The sequence below is a fragment of the Pantoea sp. alder81 genome (assembly GCF_020179835.1).
Taxonomy (GTDB): domain Bacteria; phylum Pseudomonadota; class Gammaproteobacteria; order Enterobacterales; family Enterobacteriaceae; genus Pantoea.
Window position 1 is genome coordinate 62,504 of the sequence record NZ_JAIUDA010000005.1, and the last position, 16,815, is coordinate 79,318.

The window sequence follows — 16,815 nt, forward strand, 5'->3', positions numbered from 1 at the left end:
CTAAGATAAGAATCTCACCGTGCCGGTATTCAAACCGGTGCGGTGTACGCCATTTAACAATCCTTTAAAATGCGTTTTGTGTAGGCTTATATTCATTTTTGCAAACCATTCCCAATTAGTTTCTGATGTGCAGTTAACCCTATAAACCATCATCGATAATTTAATAAACTTCTGTTTTATAAACACTATTTCACTTTTATTATCTCGTAATACATCAATATGCATTAATTAAAAATGCATACGACAATAATATGTTTTACCCATTACCCGCCGCCATCACACACTGCTCGCCATCATCATTGAGGAAAAGGATTTGGCGTATGTCATATCGACTGAGCTTGTTAGATAAATCGCCGATTGCCGATGGAGAGAGCGCTTCGCATGCCCTGCATCGCACATTACAGCTGGCGCAGCAGGCTGAAGCCTGGGGCTATCACCGTTTCTGGCTGGCGGAACATCACAACACTGACCGCCTGGCGAGTCCCTCTCCTGAACTGCTGATCGCCTGGATCATTGGCCAGACCCAGCACATTCGCGTCGGGTCCGGTGGTGTGATGTTGCAACACTACAGTCCTTATAAAGTCGCCGAAAACTTCAACCTGTTAGCCTCGCTCGCGCCTGGCCGTATCGATCTCGGTGTGGGTAAAGCGCCTGGCGGTTTACCGCTCTCCACCCGCGCCTTGCAGCAGGGCATTCATCAGGATGAGAAAGGCAGCTTTGCTGAACAGCTTTCACTGCTGGATAGCTGGCTGGATGTTCCGCCGGTAGGCGATGAAGAGATCCTGCGTGCCACGCCGCAGCCGCCACGTCCGGCAAACCGATTCCTGCTGGGAGCCAGCGAGCAAAGTGCCCGGCTGGCAGCAGAACTGGGCTGGCAGCTGGTGTTTGCGGCACATCACAACGGCGATCCGCTGTTGATGGAGCAGGTTTTGAACAGCTATCGCCAATACAGCAACGGCAAGCAGGCGCTGGTGGCCGTGCAGGTGGTGGTCGCCGATTCACCGGCTGAAGCAGATTTGCTGGTGGATAATTTGCGTGTCTATCACGTCAGTGTAAAAGACGGCCCGAGTGTCAACGTGGGCAGCGTTGAGCAAGCAGAACGCTACGTGCGTCAGGGCGGTTATACCGATTATGTCATTGAGCCGCGCACGCCATCGTTGCTGAAAGGCACTGCTGCTCAGGTGCACGCCAAACTGGATGCTTTGCACCACAATTTTGGCATTGAAGAGTTTGTGATTGATACCCCGATTGCTGAGGAGCAGGCGCGAGTGAAATCTCTCGAACTGCTGGCAACGCATCGACTGGTTGCGGCGTAATCCGGAGATAACCATGACTCACACAAGCGAACAGCAACTGATTGACTGGCGACGCGAGCTGCACAGCTGGCCTGAGCTGTCAGGATATGAGGTAGAAACCACGGCGCGTTTACGCCGCTGGCTACAAGACGCCGGCTTGCGGTTGCTCGATTATCCGCTGGAAACCGGTCTGGTTGTGGAAGTGGGTCAGGGTGAAACGCTGATCGCGTTGCGAGCGGATATTGATGCCCTGCCGATTCATGAAGCCACCGGCCTCGCCTACCGTTCGCGTAATGCGGGGGTCATGCACGCCTGCGGCCATGATGTGCACAGCGCGGTGATGCTGGGCGCGGCATTGCAACTCCATGCGCTGGAAGATCAGCTGCCGGGACGCATCCGTATTCTGTTCCAGCCAGCCGAAGAGAATGCCACTGGGGCGCGCAAGTTTATCCATGCTGGCGTGCTGCAGGATGTGCAGGCGATCTTTGGTATGCACAACGAGCCAGGCTTACCGACGGGTGCCTTCGCCACGCGCGGTGGGGCGTTTTACGCCAATGCCGACAAGTTTGTGGTGCGCGTCGCCAGCCCTGAACAGGGCGTGGACGCCATCCTCGTGGCCAGTCAGATCATTCAGGCACTGCAATCACTGACCAGCCGCAGTTTTAACACGCTGGATAGCCTGGTGTTGAGTGTGACCCGCATTGATGCCGGTCAGTCTGGCAATACTTTACCGGGTGAAGCTGAGTTTGGCGGCACGGTGCGCACCCATGACAAGCAGGTGCGGGCGCAACTGGAACAGCGCGCGCGACAGATTGTCGAGCACATTGCTTCGGCGAACGGTGCCACCGCGACGTTCAGCTGGCATCCGGGGCCGCCGGTGTTAGAAAACGATGCACGTTGGGCGCAGTTTGCCAGCGAGATTGCACAGCAGGTGGGGTATCGCGTGCACACCGCAGAACTGCATCTTGGCGGCGAAGATTTTGCTTATTACCTGCAGCAGATTCCTGGCGCGTTTGTCAGCATTGGCAGCGCCAGCGAATTTGGTTTGCATCACGGCGGCTTCAATCCAGACGAAGCACTGATCGCCCCAGCCGCGCACTACTTCACCCAACTGGCGCAGCAGGCCTTGCAGCACCTCAATGCACGATGTCGTGACGCCGTTCTGAGTTAGCACACCTTACCCAATATCCTCCGCTCTGTATGGCGACGAAACGGTCGCCGTCAGGCTATGCCATGGAAAAGAGAGAACACTATGACTGCAAGACAACTGCGACTCGGCACCATTCTGCATGGCGCATCCGGCAATATGTCCGCCTGGCGTCATCCGGCGGCGCAGGCTAATGCCAGCATCAATTTTGACTATGCGAAGCACATCGCGCGCAAAGCGGAAGCCGGCAAGCTGGACTTTCTGTTTGTCGCCGATGGGTTGTTTATCAATGAAAAATCGATCCCTCATTTTCTCAATCGCTTCGAGCCGCTGACGCTGCTGTCAGCGTTGGCGGGAGTGACTGAGCATCTGGGTTTGGTCGGTACGGTCTCCACCTCGTACAGCGAACCCTTCACCGTTGCTCGCCAGTTTGCCAGTCTCGATCACCTTAGCGGCGGACGCGCGGGCTGGAACGTGGTGACCTCGCCTTTAGAAGGATCGGCAAAGAACTTTTCGCGCCAGCAGCACCCGGAGCACGCGCTGCGCTATCGCATCGCGGACGAGTATTTGCAGGTGGTAAAAGGGCTGTGGGATTCATGGGAAAACGATGCCTTTGTGCGGAACAAAGAGAGCGGTCAGTTCTTCGATGCGGCCAAACTTCATACCCTTAATCACCACGGTGATTTCTTCCAGGTGCAGGGGCCACTGAACATCGAACGCACGCCGCAAGGACGTCCGATCGTGTTTCAGGCGGGTGCATCAGAGGATGGTAAAAAGCTGGCAGCCCGTCACGCCGATGCCATTTTCACCCATCAGCCGACGCGCGAAGAGGCGCAGGCTTTCTATAAAGATGTGAAAAAGCAGCTGGTGGCAAACGGACGTGAGCCGCAGGATCTGCATATATTCCAGGGCGTTGGCGTCATTGTCGGCGACGATGCGGAAGACGTCGAGCGCCAATACCAAACTACCGCCGCACTGGTGTCTATCAACGATGCTTTGAACTATCTCGGTCGCTTCTTCGATCACCACGACTTCTCACAATACCCGCTTGATGAGCCTTTCCCGAACATCGGCGATATCGGCCAAAACAGCTTCCGTAGCACCACCGATGAAATCAAACGCAAGGCAATCGAGCACGGCCATACGCTGCGTCAGGCCGCGCTGGAAGCGGCTACGCCGCGTCCGCTGTTCTTTGGCACGCCAGAAGAGGTGGCGAATGGCTTACAGCTGTGGTTTGAAACGGAAGCCACCGATGGCTTCATCATTCAGGGCGGTACGCCGGATACCTTCGAACGCTTTGTCGATCGCGTCATCCCCATATTGCAAGCGCGCGGCCTGACCCGCAGCGAATACCCCGGCACCACGCTGCGTGCCAGTTTCGGTCTGAAAGATCCCGTTAATCAGTTCACACAACAATAAATTAAAGAGAAAACACGCTATGCAGAAGAAATCCCTTATTGCGCTGATGTTGCTGAGTTTAAGCAGTGCGGCTTTGGCTGAAGAAGTGGCGGTGAACGGTCAGCAGATCAGTATCGAAGCCAACAAAACGCCGGTGAACACCGCGGAAAATCCGGCTGCGGTGGCGCAAATTCCTGCCGGACATAAGTTTGCCGTGCCGGGCTCATTTACCGTGGCGGTGGCCGCACTGAACTCGCCGCCGTTAACGGTGTTCAGCGATGACAACAAAACCTTGCTCGGCAGCGAAGTAGACATCGCGCGCCTGGTCGCCGACAGCCTGGGATTGAAACTCAATGTGGTTCCGACCTCCTGGGAAGACTGGCCGCTCGGCGTGGCTTCAGGCAAATATGACGCGGCGATTACCAATGTCACCGTGACCAAAGAGCGTAAAGAGCGCTTTGATTTCGCCACCTATCGCAAAGATTCCCTGGGTTTCTACGTGAAATCCAGCAGCCAGATTAAGTCCTTGAACAAAGCTGAAGACATCGCCGGGCTGCGCATCATTGTGGGTTCTGGCACCAACCAGGAGGCGATCCTGCTGGCGTGGGATAAAGAGAATCAGGCTAAAGGATTGAAGCCTTTTACACCGGTTTATACCAAAGATGATGCTGCGCAAACGCTGGCATTGCAGGCGGGCCGCGCGGATGCCTATTTCGGTCCGAATGTGATTGGCGCGTGGAAAGCCGCGTTAACCCATCAAACCAAGCTGGTGGGCAGCGTGGATGGTGGATGGCCGAAAGCCGCACACATCGCAGTGACGGTGAAAAAAGACAACGGGCTAGTGCAGCCGATTAATACGGCACTCAATGGTGTGATCAAGAACGGTGATTACGACAAAGTACTGAACCGCTGGGGGGAAGGCGTGGAACGTCTGGATCAGTCTGAAATCAACCCGGCCGGACTCGGCGATTAAGGAGGCAGCATGAGTCAGCAATTTTTCCGCGAAGTGCATCCTGAGGCCGAGGAGTTAAAACCCATCATCACCGGCCTGTTTGGTGAATATGCCGCGCGTTACGGCGACTTCTTCAAAAGTGCCAACGAAGTCGAGCTGACCGAATGGTACTTGCCGCCGCGCGGGCTTTTTATCGTGCTGGAGCGTGACAGTGAGATCATTGCCATGGGCGCCTATAAGCCCTATGACGCGGTGACCGCCGAGTTTAAGCGCATCTGGACGCGTAGCGATCTGCGCCGTCAGGGATTGGCGCTGCTGATTTTGCAAGAGCTTGAGCGCCGTGCCTTACGCGCGGGTTATCAGCGTGTGTTCCTGACCACCGGATTTCGTCAGCCGGAAGCCGTTCAGCTGTATATCGGCCATGGCTATCAGCCACAGTTTGCGCTGCTGGAAGATATGGAAATCTACAGCCAGCCACCTCATGACGGGCGTTTACGCTTCCTCAAGGTGATTGATGTGCACAGTGTGGCGCAAGCCAGTTAAGGAGTTGAGATGAGTAAGCAACAACACTTAACCGTGGTCCCTGCACGTTATCCGGGGCGGATCATCGGGGCGTTTGTCGCGCTGTTTATACTGGCCAGCGTGGTTGATTCAGTAGCCTTCAATCCCCGCTGGGAATGGAGCGTGTTTGCCCGCTGGTTCTTTGACCCCGTGATCCTCACGGGGCTGGGGCAAACGCTGTTGCTGACCTTGTTCGGTACAGTTCTAAGCCTGATTTTTGGTGGCCTGCTGGCGCTGGCGCGACTCTCTTCCTCATGGTTATTGAGCACGCTGGCGTTTGGCTACATCTGGCTCTTCCGCTCGCTGCCGCTGATTGTGGTGCTGATCATTCTGTATAACTTCTCCTATCTGTACGACACGCTGTCACTCGGTGTGCCCTTCACGGCGCTGTCATGGGGGCATTTCCAGACCATTAATGTGCTGGGGCAGTTTCCGGCAGCGGTGATTGGATTGACGCTGGTGCAGAGCGCCTACAGTGCGGAGATTATTCGCGGCGGATTTTTGGGCGTCGATCACGGTCAGTTTGAAGCCGCGTCAGCACTGGGATTATCCTCGTCACGTCGGACCTTCCGCATCATTCTGCCGCAGGCTTTACGCGCCATTATTCCGACCACTTTCAATGAAATCATCAGCCTCGCCAAGGGCACTTCCATGGTGTACGTGCTGGCGATGCCGGAACTGTTTTACACCATCCAGATGATCTACAACCGCACGCAGCAGGTGATCCCGCTGTTAATGGTGGGTGCGGCCTGGTATCTGATTATCACCACCGTATTGTCACTGCTGCAGCACAGCGTTGAACGTTGGCTGGCTCGCAGCGTGACGCGTGAACCGCAACCGTCGCGCTGGCGTCAATGGCGCAATCGGTCTGCCACCGCCAATGAGGAGCTTTCCCATGTCCGAAGCCATTGATTATCGCAATCTGCATACTTCCGGTGCCATCAGCATTACCGGCGTCAGCAAGTCGTTTGGTAAACACAAAGCGCTGGATGACGTGTCGCTGGAGCTGGAACCCGGCTCGGTGACGGTGATTCTTGGCCCGTCGGGTTCAGGGAAATCCACGCTGCTTCGCACCATTAATCATCTTGAGCGCGTGGACGAAGGTTTTATTCAAATCGACGGTGATTACATCGGCTATCAACGTCGTGGTGACAAGTTGTATGAGCTGAAAGAGAAGGCGATTTTGCGCCAGCGTATTAACGTCGGTTACGTGTTTCAGAACTTCAATTTGTTCCCGCATCTGACGGTGCTGGACAACCTGATCGAGGCACCGATTGCCCATCGTCAATTATCGCGACGCGAGGCGATTGAGCGTGCGGGAGAGTTGCTGGATATTGTGGGATTGCGCCATAAAGCGGATGCCTGGCCGCGCCATCTTTCGGGGGGACAGCAGCAGCGCATCGCCATTGCGCGTGCATTGATGCTGAATCCGCGTGTGATGCTGTTCGATGAACCGACATCGGCGCTCGACCCCGAGTTGGTGGGTGAGGTGCTGGACGTCATTAAGAAGCTGGCACGATCCGGTACGACGTTAGTGATAGTGACGCACGAGATTGGCTTTGCGCGCGAAGTGGCAGATCAGGTGGTGTTTATGGTTGATGGCCACATTGTCGAGCAGGGCAGCACGCACCAGGTGTTGAATCAACCTCGCCATGAACGTACGAAACGATTTTTGGCGCGAGTGCTGTGATGGAAAGAATCATCTTCAGCGCGCTGGCCGCGTGGTTATTCAGCTCGCCGCTGTTGGCAGCAGAACCACTGGATGCCAAAAACAACGAAACGCCGATCAACATTCCGGCTAATCCACAGGCGATTGCCAAAATTCCGGCCGGTTTCCATTTTGTCACGCCGGGCTATTTGACGGTGGCGACAACGGCATCGAATTCACCGCCGATTGGTTTGTGGGCATCAGACAATAAAACGCTGATTGGAAGCGACCCTGATATTGCCCGTCTGTTGGCCGACAGTTTGGGCTTAAAACTCAAACTGGTGCCTGCCGCCTGGGAAGACTGGCCGCTGGGTCTCACCGCCGGACGTTATGATGTGGCGATGTTTAATATCGCCGTGACGGAAGAGCGTAAGAAGAAGTTCGATTTCGCCACTTACCGGGCGGATAACCATGCGTTTGCGGTGAAAACGGACAGTGCGATTACTGCCATCAAAGGGCGCGAAGATGTGGCGGGAAAACGCATCATTGTCGGTTCTGGCACTAACCAGGAGAAAATTTTGCTGAGTTGGGATGCGAAAAACCGCGCGCAAGGGTTGGCACCGGTTCAGCCGATTTATCTCAACGATGATGCCTCAGCGACGCTGGCGTTGCTCTCCGGGCGCGCGGATGCTTCATTTGGTCCGCAAGCGATGGCAGCCTGGAAAGTGGCGTCACGCGGACAAACGAAAATTGTCGGGCACGGACCTTTTCGCGCCTGGGTGGCAGTGACCACCAAAAAAGGCAACGGTCTGGATGTAGCTCTGCAGCAGGCGATCAATGGCGCGATAACCAGCGGGCAATATCAACAGGTGCTGGCGCGCTGGGGAGAACAGGAGGAGGGCGTGGAGGCGTCACAGGTCAATCCGCCAGGGATTGTTTATCAATAAGTGAATATTTGTTAATTGAGAGAAAACTCACACCTTGACGGCTGTGAGTTTTTTGTTTTTCAGCGTTACTGTGAATTACTTCATTTTTTATTAATGTGTCGCATGTTTTAAACGATAAAAGCCGATGTTTTGACCGTGAAATAAGTTCCGCTCGTATTTAATTAAGCGCTTCAAGTGTGTTTTTCATCTTCTCTTACAAGGATCAGTATTGTTTAGCTCACCGGTGAAATGTCATATTGACGTTTCCAGAGGGAATGTGAGGTTGAAAAAGAGTAAAAAGGATTTTAAACGGGTCTGGCTTAACCTGCATTACCCAATCAACGCATAAACAGATTGGGGTTAACATGTTAGTTGAAAATATAAGAAGTCATCTTAATGCCTGCCACGCGCGATCTTCAAAGTGCAGAAAAATTAAGCACCAGAGGTCTGGAGGAGTTTTCATGGAGTCAAGGGTCAAGAAACTGGAAGAGACAGTGGCCATTATCGCCACAGATATTGCCGTTATTAAATCGAATTATGCCACTAAGCAGGATATGGCAGAAGTCAGGACGGAAATTGTAGAGGTCAAATTAGAAATAGCGGAAGTGCGGTCCGAGGTTCGCGAAGTGAAAGCCGATATTACGTCGGTAAAAGAGAATTACGCGACCAAAGCGGATGTACTGGCGATCAGGGGCGATCTGTACCAGGCGCTGAACAAACAAACCAAATGGATGGTTTCAATGCAATTCGTCACGTTAGGACTGGCGTTAACCATCGCCAAAGCGATATTTTAATCCTGTGCACAATGGCGGTTCAGTCGCCGCCATTGCACAAGTATCTTAGGTTGTGGCTTTACGAACCCACAGTGCAGCATCTCCCGCAGGAAGCGGGCGGGCAAAGTGATATCCCTGAAACAGATTACAGCCCTTATCGCGCAGGTAATCGAAGTACTCCTCGCTCTCGATACCTTCAGCCAGCACATTCAACCCCATCTCACGCGACAGTTCGATAGTTTTATGTACCACAATCGCAGCTGACTCGTTTTCAAAAATATGCATAATCAATGATTTATCGATTTTGATATCATCGATGGCGAAATCGCTGATCGATTTAAGCGATGAATAACCCACTCCAAAATCATCGATTGCCCACTTAATGCCCAGTTGACTGAAGTGCGAAATAACATCACCAATTCTTTTTTGATCGTAGATAAAGGTGGTTTCCGTGATCTCAAATTTTAATCTTTCCGGACTGATTCTGTGATGCGAAAGCGTTAGCAGTGTGTCTTGCGTGAAATCCCGATGCATGAGTTGTAATGGGCTGATGTTAATTGAAAACTTCAGATTACTCAGGTTATACATGCGATCCCAATCAGACATCTGCTGTAGCGTGCGTTCCATCACCCACTTACCAATCTCTATAATTAAACCACTTTTTTCAGCAACGGGAATGAACACTTCTGGCGAAATAAAGCCTTTGACCGGATGTTTCCAGCGTAGCAAGGCTTCAAAGCCAATCAGTTTTTTTTCGTTATCGACCTGGGGTTGATAATAGAGATCTAACTCATTTTTTTCGATGGCGTTAGAGAGTTCACGTTTGATTAAGTCGGTTTCAGAATAATCGCCACGCGAAGTGAATACGGTGAGTAATAGCGCAATAATCGGGACGCTGCAATTAACAATATAGAAGCCTGACTCTTCTGGAATATTCATTTGGAAAGCGTCATTCTGCCAGGTCACTCCAGTGACAATAAATAGCAGATAGATCGTCAGGCATATGATGGGAAAAACTTTACTGAGGTAAGCCGACTGTTGGCGTAATACCAGAGCTGAACCTACGGTTAACGCCAGTAAATAGTTGTATTCGGAGTGCTTACCCGCCGCATGATAATTGTCCAATAACAATAATAAGATGATGCTGAGCAACAGTGCGTGCACAATGATGTAGAGATTACGTTTCAACCCACTGCAAAAGGCTGCGAAGCTGATATAGCCACCCAAAGCGGTGCTAACACAGTACAAACAGGCAATGTCGTAATGGCCACTGGCGAAGTTAAACAGCGCCATATAAATCCCGGCAAGAATGCTTGATATCCCGGCAATCAACAAGGTTAAACGAAGCTTTTTCTCCAGGCTGTCACCTTTCAATATAAATGGCAGGTTGCGAATCATTGAATATCTTGAACTGAAATAAGAGATCATTAGCTATTCTCAGTTTTTAGTCATAATTATATAATGTTTTCAGTCAGGTATATTAAGGAAAAGCGTGACGGCTGTCATAACTGTTTTCACGTTATTTACACTCACCCAAGCTGCATTGTGATTTGACCTACGTTAGGGGAAACGGACACTTTCCCGGATTATACTGGCTGATTGAGGTGACTTAAGTCGATTATTCCCATTTGTATGCGGCAGGTTAAAAAATCGCGAAAGCCGCAGCGCATTTTCTGCTTAGCGCGATTGTGCCTACCCTATGGCAAGTCCACACGTTAGAATGAAACCTCAGTGCCTTAAGGTAGTTGCAGTGCCAGAGGCAAAAACAACAAGCGCTGGACACGTATTCAGCCTGGCCTGGCCCGATTGTGAAACCCACTTTAAAACGACTGGTTGCAATGAAAATACGCTTTCTATCTGCCAATGAGCTAAAGCTTGCCGAAGTGCGCACCATCCTGGAGCCGGTTGGCGTTGAAGTCATTCCTATCGCCCGCCGCATCGAAGAGATTCAAACCGAAAACGAAGTGGAATTGGTGCGGGATAAACTGACCAAAGCCTTTTCCATTATCGGTCGTCCACTATTTGTTGAGCATACTGGCCTGTATCTGGAGGGGCTGAATGGTTTACCTGCCGGGTTAACGCGCATTTTCTGGAGCCGATTGAACGCCGAACGCTTTACCAAACTGGTTAACGGGCTGGATAGCCCCAACGTCACAGCTAAAACCGTACTGGGTTACTGTGATGGCCGTAAAATGTACCAGTTTGAGGGCGAACTGCGCGGCACCATTGCCTCTGCTCCCGCCGGCCCGCGCGAGTTTCAGTGGGACTGCGTATTCATTCCCGAAGGGCATTCGCAGACTTTCGCTGAAATGGGTGAATTCAAAAACGAAATATCCATGCGCAGACTGGCTCTGGATCGTTTCGCCACCTTTCTCAAAACATCACGGGGACTGGCATGAAACCGGAACTCAAACGCGCCTACGATGCAGGCAAACTGATCCTGTTTGCGGGCGCGGGTATTTCACGCAATCTGGGTTTGCCGGAGTGGCATGAGCTGATTGCGCATCTGGCCAAAGAACTGGGTTACGACCCGAAGATCTTTAATACTTATGGCACACATCTTTCGCTGGCGGAGTATTACAAGCAACGCAAAGGTTCGCTCGGACCATTACGCAGCTGGATGGATCGTGAATGGCATCGCCCGGATATTGACGTGCGCAGCTCTGAAATTCACACCATGATCACCCAAGGTAACTTTTCACGCATCTACACCACCAATTACGATCGCTGGCTGGAGATGGCGCATGAAGCGCATAATGTGCCGTACAGCAAAGTGGCCAATGCCGCAGACCTGGTGTCTTTGACTGAAGACAAGCGCCACATCATTAAACTTCATGGTGATTTTGACGATGATACTTCTATCGTGCTGGACGAAAGCAGCTACTTCGAACGACTCTACTTCGATTCGCCGTTGGATATCAAACTGACGCATGACGTGATGGGCAACTCGGTGTTGTTTGTCGGGTACAGCATCAGTGACTTTAACATTCGTCTGTTATTCTACCGCCTGACGAAAATGTGGGGCCGCACCGGCCTTGCCACCGCACGTCCTAAATCTTACCTGTTCACCAACCGTAACAACCCGGTGGCGAAAGAGGTATTGGGGCAGTGGGGCATCGAAATGATCGTTTCAGAAGAGGACGATCCGCGCAAAGCGCTGGCGACGTTCCTGGAAGAATTACTGGCTTGATGAGCAGAAAGTGATTGCTCAAAAGTTTGCTTAGAATATACTGTATATAAATACAGTAAACCGAGGTGCATCATGGCAGTCGAAACCAAATATGTTGTTGTCAGAAAGGGTGAAGAGAGAATGACGTTTGCCAATAAAAAAGACGCGGATGCCTGGGACAAAATGCTCGATATGGCGGACACCTTTACCGACTGGCTGCAGCAGCATCAGCCTGAACTGGGTGAGGCGCAGGCTGAAGCGTTGGGCATGTTACTGGCTGAACAAAAAGATGCGGTACAGCATATTCTCCGCACCAGCAAATTACCGGACACGGTAAAGGAAGAAGCAACAGCCGAAGTTGAGACTGAAGCCTCTGCCGAACCTGAAGCCTCAACCGAAACTGAAACGTCTACAGAATCTGAAACCTCTGCGGAAGCGGAAACGGTTAAACCAGAAAAGAAAGTGCGCGCGGTTAAAGCTGCCTGATACTTTGCTGGAGCTGGAGCTGGAGCTGGAGCTGGAGCTGGAGCTGGAGCTGGAGCTGGGAGCGGCCAGAAGGTCGCTCCTGTTACCGTTACTGAAACTCTACAGCTTGATCTGATAACGTGTGCTTCGCCCGCCGCCCGGCAATTTCTTCAGACAACCTTTCTCCAGCAACTCCGTTAAATGACGCGTCGCCGTAGCCTTACTGACCTTCGCCACTTTTTGATATTGGCTGGCACTGATGCCATCAGCAAACCCGTTTTCACCGCCATCCAGCAAGCGATTCAATACGCGATTTTGATCGGCGTTTAATTGCGCGTTGTGATGAATCAGCCAGAATTTCGCCTTGTTCTGTATCCGCGTCACGGCTGCCAGCGCCTCTTCCAGGCTGTCATTGAGTACGTCGAGGAACCACAGCATCCAGTCTGTGATGTCCATATCGCCGCGCTGTGTCTCTTGTAAAATTCGATAATAATCCGCGCGCCGGGTCAGAATTGATGACGACATGGCATATAACCGAATGCTTAGGCTGTCTGCTTGCGCCAGCGCCAAATCAGTCAGTGCGCGCGTAATACGACCGTTACCATCATCGAATGGATGCAGCGTGACAAACCACAGATGGCAAAGGGCGGCGCGCAGCAGTGGGTCGAGCTGAACCTCGCTTTGGCTGTGATTAAACCAGCGAATAAATTGATCGAGCTGCCGTTCAAGCCCGTCACGCGGTGGCGCTTCAAAATGCACGGTCGGACGATCGATGCGCCCGGACACCACCTGCATCGGTTCTTCACCCCGCAAAGTGCCCACGTTCAGGCGCTTTATCGTCCATTCACTCGCCGGAAAAAGCCACTGATGCCACAGACATAACCGCTCAAACGTGAGAGGCGCATCGCGCTGGGTGATGGCATCCATCATCATTGTGGCCAGTCCTTCGGAGCGTTCGGAAACAGGATAAGGCTGCTCCAGCGAAACGCCCAAACGTCGCGCAAGGGAAGATCTGACCGACTCTGCGTTCACGCGCTCATCTTCAATGGCGGAGGAAGACAGGATGTTGGTGAGCAACGTATTCAACGTTTGCGTATCGGTGTTATCGGATATGCTTGCGCGGCCCAGCAAAATGCCGCGCTGCTGCTGGAGATAGCGCAATCGTGGCAGGAGTTTTTCCTCTTGCCAGCGAAATTTTGGCCACTCAGGTTGTTGCCATATCCACATAATTTGCCTCATCTCGATTGTTACTGAGCCAAACAATCTTACTATATGGCTCATTATCTGAGCCATAAGCTGAATTTATTCGGCTCACTAAGTGAGTTGAATGATACGGTTTATTCGGCTCAAAGACCAGTTTAACCACGGCGAAAAAGGATTTGAGCATTCTGAGGAGGCAACGTTTATGGCGATTTCAGGCTGAAATTTCGCGGCAGTAGAAAAAGATTGGCCCGATGGCGGCCATTGCGCCGCCATCAGGGAGGAGTGAAGTCACCTGAGATGCAGGTGGGAGAGAGAGTCGATCAATGCGTGAAGAGCGAAAATGTTCCGGAGTAATAGCTCACCATCCATACCACATACACCAGCCATACCAATAACAATCCCGTTAAGCCTAATTTACCTGTCATGATGTGTTCCTCTTGTTATATGGCGTCATGCGCCCTGTAACGAATAAGCTGACAGGATGGTGAGATGACGATCTTGCGCCAGATCAAAAACAGCAGGGTTTTGTCGTGGAAATGCACAGACTAAAAATGATAGGGAAGGGTAAAAGTGTTAACTCGCGTCCTGATAAACGATTTATCACAGAAACTATAGGGAATATAAGCGGATAAAAAGTGCCGCTTATTTCGCATCTTTGCCAATTATCCCGGCATAACCTTCGAAATATTCTAAAGTTAATCGCGAAGTTTAAAAAATACACAATCCTGCAATCGTTTATGGCAAAGGACATTATTTTGAACATCGCAAATCAAATACCCAGACTTTCGATCTGGAATAAACTATTTGCCCTTATTCTGCTGTTGCTGGGGATTATTCTGGCCGCAGGCGGGGGCTGGCTCGTGGCCTTGGGCGGAAACTGGTACTACGTGCTGGCGGGTATAGGGCTAATCATCTCCGCTGTACTGATATTGATGAAGCGCACCAGCGGCGCAGGCTGGTTCGCGCTGGTATTTGTCGGCACGTTGATCTGGACCATTCAGGAATCAGGGCTGGATTACTGGCGCTGGGTACCGCGTTTCGCGTTGATGCTGATTCTCGGCATTTTATTTGCCTTTCAGCTGCCGAATCTGGCGCCGCGCGTCAGTCGGGGTACTTCACGCGCGTTGGCAGCCGTGCTGATTGTCGCCTTTGTGGTGGCCGCGGCGCTGCCTTTCGCACCCCTCAATGAAACGCCGGCCACTGATGTTCCCGCTGCGGGTTCGGCCAATTACATGGCGGACACAGGGAGCGGAAAAGCTTCCACGCCAGACAGTGGTGACTGGTATACCTACGGCGGTTCCCTGGCGTCTCAGCGCTTCGCCAATGCCAGCCAGATTAACCCGGATAACGTGAAAGACCTCAAGCTTGCCTGGCAATTCCGTACCGGTGATTTACCGAAAGCGCGTTGGGGTGGTGAAAACACGCCGATCAAAGTGGGCGATACGCTGTACACCTGTACCGCTCGCAACATGGTGTTTGCGCTGGATGCCGCTACTGGCAAAGAGAAGTGGCACTTTGACCCAAAGGTCAGCGACAAATCCATTCCCTATACAGCCGCCTGTCGTGGGTTAACCTGGTATGACAGCCAGACCAACAGCCACGCAACCACTGGACAGGAAGCGGTTGTTGCACCGAACGGTGATAACAGTGACTGCCAGCAGCGCATCATTCTCGGTACGCTGGATGCCCGCATCATTGAGTTGAATGCCAAAACCGGTGAAGTGTGCCGCAGTTTCGGCAATCAGGGCACGGTCAATCTCGCGGAAGATATGGGGGAAACCTATGACGGTTATGTGGCCATCAACTCCGCGCCGGTGGTAATACGCGACACGTTGGTGGTGGGACATCAGACGATCGATGGACAGCGTGCATTCGGCCCGCCGGGCGTGATCAAAGCTTATGATGTGCGTACGGGCGCACTGAAATGGGCCTGGGATGCAGCCGATCCGGATACGGCTACACCGAAGAAAGGGCCTAATGCATACAAGCGCGGTTCACCCGATGTCTGGACCTCGTTTACCGGTGACGACAAGTTAGGATTGGTGTATCTGCCGGTCGGGAACTCCTCAGGTGACTATTGGAGCGGTACGCGCTCACCTGCCGAAAACAAGTATTCGGTCTCGCTGACGGCATTAAACATCGATACCGGTTTGCCGGCCTGGACTTTCCAGACTGCGCATAAAGATGTGTGGGATTATGATCCGGGCTCTCAGCCCACGCTGGTGGATTATCCGGATAAAAACGGCGGCAAAACGCCGGCGATTATCATGCCGACCAAACAGGGTGAGATTTATGTGCTGGATCGCCGCACCGGTAAATCGCTGTTTGGTGTGGAGGAACGTCCGGTCCCCGGTGGCGGCGTAGAACCAGATCAACGCTCGCCAACCCAGCCTTATTCGTTATTCCATCACCTCAGCAAACCGGATCTCACGCCGCAGGATATGTGGGGCTTAACGCCAGTGGATCAGCTGGTATGCCGTATTCAGTTCCAGCAAGCCAGTTATAAAGGGCAGTACACGCCGCCGGAAGCCGATCGTCATTCGATTGAGTATCCGGGGTATAACGGCGGTTCTGACTGGGGCAGTGTGGCGGTAGATCCGACTCGCGGCATCATCATTGCTAACTACAACGATATGCCGAACTACAACATTCTGGTGCCGCGTGCCAAAGCCGATGCGATGGGCTGGAAGCCCCGCGATGAAATCCCGTATAACCCACACGATACCGGCCATGCGGAAGGGGCAGGCGATCCACAAATCGGCGTGCCTTACGCGGTGAACGTGAATGCGGGCTGGCGTTTGCCGTACACCGGAATGCTGTGTAAAGAGCCGCCGTATGGTGGTATCCGTGCGATCGATCTGCGTGATGGCCGCACTATCTGGGATCGCCCACTGGGCACCGCACGTCGCAATGGCCCATTTGGTCTGCCAACCGGATTGCCGATTAACATTGGTACGCCGAATAATGGCGGTTCCGTCGTGACATCCAGCGGGCTGATCTTTGTCGCAGCCGCGACCGATGACTTAATCCGCGCCATCGACATGAAAACCGGTAAGGAAGTGTGGAGCACGGAACTGCCCGCTGGGGGCCAGGCCAATCCAATGATCTACACGCAAAATGGACGCGAGTATCTGGTGATTGTCGCAGCAGGGCATCACTTTATGGAGACGCCGGTGGGCGATTATGTGCTGGCGTACGCATTGCCTGAACAGAAATAACCACCGATAAAAACGGGATTAGGCTGCTGCCTAATCCCGCCATAAACACTTTGTCATCAT

Annotated in this window: 15 protein-coding genes; 13 read left to right on the forward strand and 2 right to left on the reverse strand. The window is 52.5% G+C overall.

Annotated elements, in window-relative coordinates; genetic code table 11:
* The first annotated feature begins 320 nt into the window (after window positions 1–320).
* From LBW88_RS14985 to LBW88_RS15025, 9 genes are all read left to right on the forward strand, one after another.
* Complete coding sequence (locus LBW88_RS14985; RefSeq protein ID WP_224933298.1) at window positions 321–1,316, forward strand: MsnO8 family LLM class oxidoreductase; 996 nt, start codon at window positions 321–323, stop codon at window positions 1,314–1,316.
* Window positions 1,317–1,329: 13 nt separating this feature from the next.
* Window positions 1,330–2,466: an amidohydrolase gene (locus LBW88_RS14990; protein ID WP_224933297.1), complete on the forward strand. Its 1,137-nt coding sequence runs from the start codon at window positions 1,330–1,332 to the stop codon at window positions 2,464–2,466.
* 81 nt (window positions 2,467–2,547) lie between these two features.
* Window positions 2,548–3,861 carry an LLM class flavin-dependent oxidoreductase gene (locus LBW88_RS14995; protein WP_224933296.1) on the forward strand — a complete coding sequence of 438 codons (1,314 nt, stop codon included), beginning with the start codon at window positions 2,548–2,550 and terminating at the stop codon, window positions 3,859–3,861.
* 19 nt (window positions 3,862–3,880) lie between these two features.
* Complete coding sequence (locus LBW88_RS15000) at window positions 3,881–4,813, forward strand: ABC transporter substrate-binding protein (protein WP_224933295.1); 933 nt, start codon at window positions 3,881–3,883, stop codon at window positions 4,811–4,813.
* 9 nt (window positions 4,814–4,822) lie between these two features.
* Complete coding sequence (locus LBW88_RS15005; protein ID WP_224933294.1) at window positions 4,823–5,335, forward strand: GNAT family N-acetyltransferase; 513 nt, start codon at window positions 4,823–4,825, stop codon at window positions 5,333–5,335.
* Between the two features lie 9 nt (window positions 5,336–5,344).
* Window positions 5,345–6,265 (forward strand): amino acid ABC transporter permease, encoded by a 921-nt coding sequence (locus tag LBW88_RS15010; protein WP_224933293.1) that lies wholly within the window; start codon window positions 5,345–5,347, stop codon window positions 6,263–6,265.
* Window positions 6,249–7,043 carry an amino acid ABC transporter ATP-binding protein gene (locus LBW88_RS15015; RefSeq protein ID WP_224933292.1) on the forward strand — a complete coding sequence of 265 codons (795 nt, stop codon included), beginning with the start codon at window positions 6,249–6,251 and terminating at the stop codon, window positions 7,041–7,043. Before LBW88_RS15010 ends, LBW88_RS15015 begins: the two co-directional genes overlap by 17 nt.
* Window positions 7,043–7,948 carry an ABC transporter substrate-binding protein gene (locus LBW88_RS15020; protein ID WP_224933291.1) on the forward strand — a complete coding sequence of 302 codons (906 nt, stop codon included), beginning with the start codon at window positions 7,043–7,045 and terminating at the stop codon, window positions 7,946–7,948. The genes LBW88_RS15015 and LBW88_RS15020 overlap by 1 nt, the downstream gene beginning before the upstream one ends.
* 440 nt (window positions 7,949–8,388) lie before the next feature.
* Window positions 8,389–8,721 (forward strand): hypothetical protein, encoded by a 333-nt coding sequence (locus LBW88_RS15025; RefSeq protein WP_224933290.1) that lies wholly within the window; start codon window positions 8,389–8,391, stop codon window positions 8,719–8,721.
* A 45-nt stretch (window positions 8,722–8,766) separates the two neighbouring features.
* Here the strand turns inward: LBW88_RS15025 and LBW88_RS15030 are convergent, their stop codons facing one another.
* Complete coding sequence (locus LBW88_RS15030; protein WP_224933289.1) at window positions 8,767–10,098, reverse strand: putative bifunctional diguanylate cyclase/phosphodiesterase; 1,332 nt, start codon at window positions 10,096–10,098, stop codon at window positions 8,767–8,769.
* Window positions 10,099–10,538: 440 nt separating this feature from the next.
* Here LBW88_RS15030 and LBW88_RS15035 point away from each other — a divergent pair, with 440 nt between their 5' ends.
* From LBW88_RS15035 to LBW88_RS15045, 3 genes are all read left to right on the forward strand, one after another.
* Window positions 10,539–11,099, forward strand: a complete 561-nt coding sequence (locus LBW88_RS15035; protein WP_224933288.1) for a non-canonical purine NTP pyrophosphatase — start codon at window positions 10,539–10,541, stop codon at window positions 11,097–11,099.
* The gene (locus LBW88_RS15040; protein WP_034829783.1) at window positions 11,096–11,890 is read left to right on the forward strand and encodes an SIR2 family protein; all 795 of its coding nucleotides are present in this window, start codon (window positions 11,096–11,098) and stop codon (window positions 11,888–11,890) included. Before LBW88_RS15035 ends, LBW88_RS15040 begins: the two co-directional genes overlap by 4 nt.
* 72 nt (window positions 11,891–11,962) lie before the next feature.
* Window positions 11,963–12,355 (forward strand): YebG family protein, encoded by a 393-nt coding sequence (locus tag LBW88_RS15045; RefSeq protein ID WP_224933287.1) that lies wholly within the window; start codon window positions 11,963–11,965, stop codon window positions 12,353–12,355.
* Window positions 12,356–12,454: 99 nt separating this feature from the next.
* On the opposite strand, the gene LBW88_RS15050 is transcribed toward LBW88_RS15045, so the two are convergent.
* Window positions 12,455–13,561, reverse strand: a complete 1,107-nt coding sequence (locus tag LBW88_RS15050) for a Fic family protein (protein WP_224933286.1) — start codon at window positions 13,559–13,561, stop codon at window positions 12,455–12,457.
* Between the two features lie 731 nt (window positions 13,562–14,292).
* Between LBW88_RS15050 and LBW88_RS15055 the strand changes: the two genes are divergently transcribed.
* A complete protein-coding gene (locus tag LBW88_RS15055; protein ID WP_224933285.1) occupies window positions 14,293–16,755 on the forward strand; it encodes a membrane-bound PQQ-dependent dehydrogenase, glucose/quinate/shikimate family in 2,463 nt (820 codons plus the stop codon).
* Window positions 16,756–16,815 lie beyond the last annotated feature (60 nt).

Excerpts from the sequence above, each read along its gene's own strand:
- LBW88_RS14985 (WP_224933298.1), top strand. The coding sequence starts at position 321 with ATGTCATATCGACTGAGCTTGTTAGATAAATCGCCGATTGCCGATGGA.
- LBW88_RS14990 (WP_224933297.1), top strand. The coding sequence starts at position 1,330 with ATGACTCACACAAGCGAACAGCAACTGATTGACTGGCGACGCGAGCTG.
- LBW88_RS14995 (WP_224933296.1), top strand. The coding sequence starts at position 2,548 with ATGACTGCAAGACAACTGCGACTCGGCACCATTCTGCATGGCGCATCC.
- LBW88_RS15000 (WP_224933295.1), top strand. The coding sequence starts at position 3,881 with ATGCAGAAGAAATCCCTTATTGCGCTGATGTTGCTGAGTTTAAGCAGT.
- LBW88_RS15005 (WP_224933294.1), top strand. The coding sequence starts at position 4,823 with ATGAGTCAGCAATTTTTCCGCGAAGTGCATCCTGAGGCCGAGGAGTTA.
- LBW88_RS15010 (WP_224933293.1), top strand. The coding sequence starts at position 5,345 with ATGAGTAAGCAACAACACTTAACCGTGGTCCCTGCACGTTATCCGGGG.
- LBW88_RS15015 (WP_224933292.1), top strand. The coding sequence starts at position 6,249 with ATGTCCGAAGCCATTGATTATCGCAATCTGCATACTTCCGGTGCCATC.
- LBW88_RS15020 (WP_224933291.1), top strand. The coding sequence starts at position 7,043 with ATGGAAAGAATCATCTTCAGCGCGCTGGCCGCGTGGTTATTCAGCTCG.
- LBW88_RS15025 (WP_224933290.1), top strand. The coding sequence starts at position 8,389 with ATGGAGTCAAGGGTCAAGAAACTGGAAGAGACAGTGGCCATTATCGCC.
- LBW88_RS15030 (WP_224933289.1), bottom strand. The coding sequence starts at position 10,098 with ATGATTCGCAACCTGCCATTTATATTGAAAGGTGACAGCCTGGAGAAA.
- LBW88_RS15035 (WP_224933288.1), top strand. The coding sequence starts at position 10,539 with ATGAAAATACGCTTTCTATCTGCCAATGAGCTAAAGCTTGCCGAAGTG.
- LBW88_RS15040 (WP_034829783.1), top strand. The coding sequence starts at position 11,096 with ATGAAACCGGAACTCAAACGCGCCTACGATGCAGGCAAACTGATCCTG.
- LBW88_RS15045 (WP_224933287.1), top strand. The coding sequence starts at position 11,963 with ATGGCAGTCGAAACCAAATATGTTGTTGTCAGAAAGGGTGAAGAGAGA.
- LBW88_RS15050 (WP_224933286.1), bottom strand. The coding sequence starts at position 13,561 with ATGTGGATATGGCAACAACCTGAGTGGCCAAAATTTCGCTGGCAAGAG.